Source organism: Bacteroidota bacterium (genome assembly GCA_026391695.1).
In the GTDB taxonomy this organism is placed as follows: Bacteria; Bacteroidota; Bacteroidia; order Bacteroidales; family JAGONC01; genus JAPLDP01.
Map to the genome: position 1 here is coordinate 1 of JAPLDP010000053.1, position 4,601 is coordinate 4,601.

Genomic DNA, 4,601 nt, shown 5'->3' on the forward strand with positions numbered 1-4,601 from the left:
AGGGGTGTGGACAGGAGAGACTAAGAGTCATCGCTTTTCGCTATCTTCACTTCACGACATTTATCAACAGTTCACCTATGTTAACCATACCGGTTGAGCCTAACTCCTTCATGTTGTAGCGATAACATGACAGAAATTCCTCGCAGAATTTCTTTACAGGCTATATTGTCGGAACAGCTTCGCACAAACCAGTTGCCTGGTATGCACGTGTCCGTAGGCTACTTGTGATGGAACACAAGGTTTAATCATTCAAAGAACGTTAAACAGTTATATTAAGCGACTTCTTGTCGCACGCGGATGGTGTGAGAGGTGCTTTCCGTCAGCTATGACTGGCGGAGCCACCTACTCGATCAGCGTTTCGTTTAATTATTCATATCTAATAATTTCATTACAAAAGCCCATCTGTCGGTTTCAGGCATATAGGCTCCGTGTCCTTTTTTGTCCATTATATACAATAATACTGGGTTTTTTGAACCAGACGACTGCATGGCTGCTGCAAATTTGTAGGAATGTGCCGGAACCACCCTGTCATCATAACTTCCGGAAACAATTAATGTAGCAGGATATTGAATACCATGTTTTACATTATGGTAAGGAGAATAACCAAGTAGGTATTCAAACATTTCTTTACTTTCATCACTGGTTCCATAATCGCCGGACCAAGACTTTCCAATCGTAAATTTATGATACCTCAGCATATCCATTACACCCAACTCGGCAATCGCTACTTTAAACAATTCCGGACGCTGGGTAATGACTGCACCTACAAGCAGCCCTCCGTTTGATCTGCCGGAAATGGCTATCTTTTCAGGATTAGTATATTTGTGGTTAATAAGCCATTCCGTGGCCGAAATAAAATCATCAAATACATTTTGTTTATTCAGCTTAGTCCCTGCATCGTGCCAGCTTTCACCATATTCTCCACCACCACGAACATTGACTACCACATACACCCCACCTTTTTCGAGAAAAGGGATAATAGCTACATTATACTGCGGAGTTTGACTGATATTGAAACCTCCATAAGCATAAATATAAGTGGGGTTGTTTCCGTCCAGAGCAATCCCTTTTTTATGAGTTATAAACATCGGGACTATTGTTCCGTCTTTGCTTTTAAAGAACTCCTGTTTTGTAATAAATTGTTCGGGATTAAAGGAATCTGTATGCTCATTATTGATTATATTCAATTTATTGGTCTCAATATTATATTTGTAGTTTACATAAGGATAGGTATATGAGGAGAATGTAATCAAGGCAATTGAATCGGCAGTGTCCGGTAAACAAGCATCGGTCCAGCCACTGGAAGGCAATGGTATTTGATGGATCAGTAAGCCACTTTTATCAAAGACATACATTTCGGCACACGCATCAACCATATATAATGCAATGATTTTCCCGCCGATAACATTTATACTTCTTAACAGCTTATCTTTCTCCGGTATAATTGTTTCCCAGTTTTCAGGCTTAGCATTTTCTGGATTTATCGCGATTAATTTATTTTTAGGAGCATCTTTATTAGTTCTCAGAATAAACTTACCATCCAACATGCCCGAATATGAATAATCATACTTGTCAAACCCCGTAAGTATAACAAATGAGGTACTGTCTATGTGAAGGTTCTTATAAAGAATACGTTCTTCTCCTTCCTCATTTTCTTCAAAAATAAAAAGGTAATTCCCACTATCAACTACACGGGCTTCAAAAGTGTTAAGCGGTTCTTTTGGATTCTCATATACAAGCTTGTCCTGCCACTGCAATTCTCCGAGGTTGTGATAATAGACTTTGTGGTTCTTTAGTATGGCATTGTTATCAGCACGGTTATCATACCGGCTGTAATAAAATCCTTGACCATACCAGGCAATATCCGAATACTTTACATTTTCAATCAGATCAGGTAGCAGTTTTTTTGTTTCAATATCCATCACATGGATTATGTTCCAGTCTTCCTCACCTCTCGATATTTTAAAAGCAAGATATCTGGCATCATCAGAGATTCTCAATCCTCCGGCATTCTGAAAATATTTATCTTCAAATAATTTGCTGATATCAACTAAAACTTCCGGTTTTGCATTGGGCTGTGAAGAATAACCAAAAACTCTTTCTTTAAATGTTGTATCCTTGTAATAATAGAAATATTTTCCAGCCTTTGCTTCAGGCAGCCAATATTCCGGCTGGTTCGAAAGTTGTTTAATTCTTTCTTTCACTTCATTTTTTATACTCTCCAGTCCTTTGAAATAATTGGTTGTTAGTTGCTGTTCAGCTTTCAACCACGTAATAGTAATTTCTGATGTGTCGTTTTCAAGAATTCTGTAAGGATCGGAAACTGTTGTGCCGAAATAATTGTCGGTCACCACTTGAGTTTTAAATTTAGGATAACTTAAATAACTCACATTACATGAAGTGATGATTAGAAGCGCTGCAATTATGAATAGGTTTTTTTTCATATTTTTTGCCTTAAATGAACGCTAACTATCTTATAGCACCTACTCATAAAGTCCTGTTTGCACACTATTAGGGGTGTGGACAGGAGAGACTAAGTGGCGTGTTATATTGATTGTTATTTTTTTTCGACTAAAGATCATCAAACGGACTACGGATACCCTGTACACTCCCCGTACGTACATGGGTGTCAATCTCCATTATACAATAGCTCCGGTGCTATGAAATAATCCGGATATTCCTGATATGAAATCCCGGCTTATGAAGATGAACTCCATGATATCACATTAACCAATGGGCACCTTAAATAATTAGTTTTGCTCGATTATTAATCACGGGTATGAACCCCAAGGCAATCCCTGGACCCAAATCCCGCAGCAAGCTGCGGGGTATTTAACCGATCCCGACTCGCTTCGCAGTCGGGATTAATTCGACCTACAAATTTTACTGCACTTTGTTTGTAAAATTTGAGGCTCATTAATAAATCAAAATTACAGAAAGGTTTTCAATAAACCGAATCATATTTCCGTGTTCACGACAGGGCACACTTCCTATTTCTACCATTTCCATCACTATCACCCTCGAACGCTTGCAAAAGCGGGGTTATGTGTCATTCCTTGAATACTATCTTAGAATCCGTTGATGATGAATGCCTGTCCCGATGAGTCCCGCTTAAAGCGGGATAAACTCCACGAAATCGGGAAACCGCCGTGTACGTGACTCCGCCTCAGGCGGATGGTGGGGGAGGTGTACTCCGTCAGCTATGACTGGCGGGGCCGCCTACTCGATTGTGTGTATGTGCCTTTTCTGGATTTCTTTTTAATCTCAAGTTTCCTCTTAGCAATATACTCACTCAGTTCTTTCTCTTGTTTCTTTGTCAGAGGTTTGCTTTGAATTACAAAATCAACTCCTTCTGGTTCTTTAATAAATCCCATGGTATTATGGTTTAAAATATTTATCAACTAATCTTTTAGCACCTATTGAATCAATGACCATCAATTGTCCGCCGAAATGATGCGCACCAAGTGTATTAACATAATGGTCAATCAATTTTGTCTTTGATTCGAATGATACGAAGCCTTCTCCACCTCTCTGAAAAGATAATTTACATGCAAATGCAACTAAATTGCCTGGAATACCCTCATAAATTTTTTCTTTCCCAATATTGAATGGTGCACTCTCCAATAAATACATGTATATGTGGTCAGATTTTATAGATAGACTTATTAATCCCTGTACTATGTTTGTGTTGTCTAAAATTGTCAATTTATAAACTTCCCGGTCAATTTGATTAAATTCATATTTCCAGTCGAACAACCATCCTTTCGACTTTGTTATAGTTTTTAAGTCAGATTTTGTAACCAATGAAATCTCTGTTCGAAAACTGTCACCACTTATCCGGTTAAGTATCGAATCTGTCAATTTATCAATTTTAAAATCAAGTAGATAGCGATTTGGCTTTGTCATACACAAATATACAAAAAATCAAGGAATACTTTCTTACGCAATAATTTTGATGGCAATACACACAACGTTTGACGCTATGGCCAGTAAAGGATTGCGGTGATGTTAACTTATCCACCGATACAAAACTTTATACGGATTATGAACTTCGCAAACCACTGAAACCTTTATTGGTTATAGTGTGTGTGTGCGCTGCATGAGCATCATGCAGCGCACACTTGTTGTAAGCTGTACGAAAAGATCAAAAATACAAATCTTTTTAGGGTTTACATAGCAAGTGTGTAAATATTTCCAGGACATGGGTGTGGGTGTGAGTGTCGGTGTGGGTGTGGTTTGGTTTGGGGTTTGGAATTTGGAATTTAGGTTTGGTATTTGGAATTTGGTATTTGGAACTTGGATTTGGGTGGTGTAAGAGGCGCACCCCGTCAGTTATTGCTGGCGGGGCCGCCTACTCGAGTAATGGCTGGTGAATTTAAATGATTTGTTTTTTAAGTTCGTTGATAAAATCCTTTACCTGATCAATAAGTGGCAAAACGATGCTTTCATCATAATCATAGAGATCCCCGTAATCTCCTTTTTGTCGAAAATCAAAGAGTTTTGTAAAAAGTTTCCCATATTTCTTATCGATCTTCCCGGATTTAATATAATGTAAGCCAAATTGAGTCCTGGCTCCGTCATGAGATAGTGTTTCAATGCCA

At 38.4% G+C, this 4,601-nt stretch carries 3 protein-coding genes; all 3 read right to left on the reverse strand.

The genetic code is table 11. From position 1 onward, the window contains the following. Positions 1–362: 362 nt before the first annotated feature. Positions 363–2,444, reverse strand: coding sequence for a prolyl oligopeptidase family serine peptidase (locus tag NT175_07270; GenBank protein MCX6234509.1), 2,082 nt, complete (start codon positions 2,442–2,444; stop codon positions 363–365). Between the two features lie 934 nt (positions 2,445–3,378). Beyond that, positions 3,379–3,906, reverse strand: coding sequence for a hypothetical protein (locus NT175_07275; GenBank protein MCX6234510.1), 528 nt, complete (start codon positions 3,904–3,906; stop codon positions 3,379–3,381). Between the two features lie 469 nt (positions 3,907–4,375). Further along, on the reverse strand, positions 4,376–4,601 hold a 226-nt coding region (locus tag NT175_07280; protein ID MCX6234511.1), incomplete at its 5' end, for a HEPN domain-containing protein.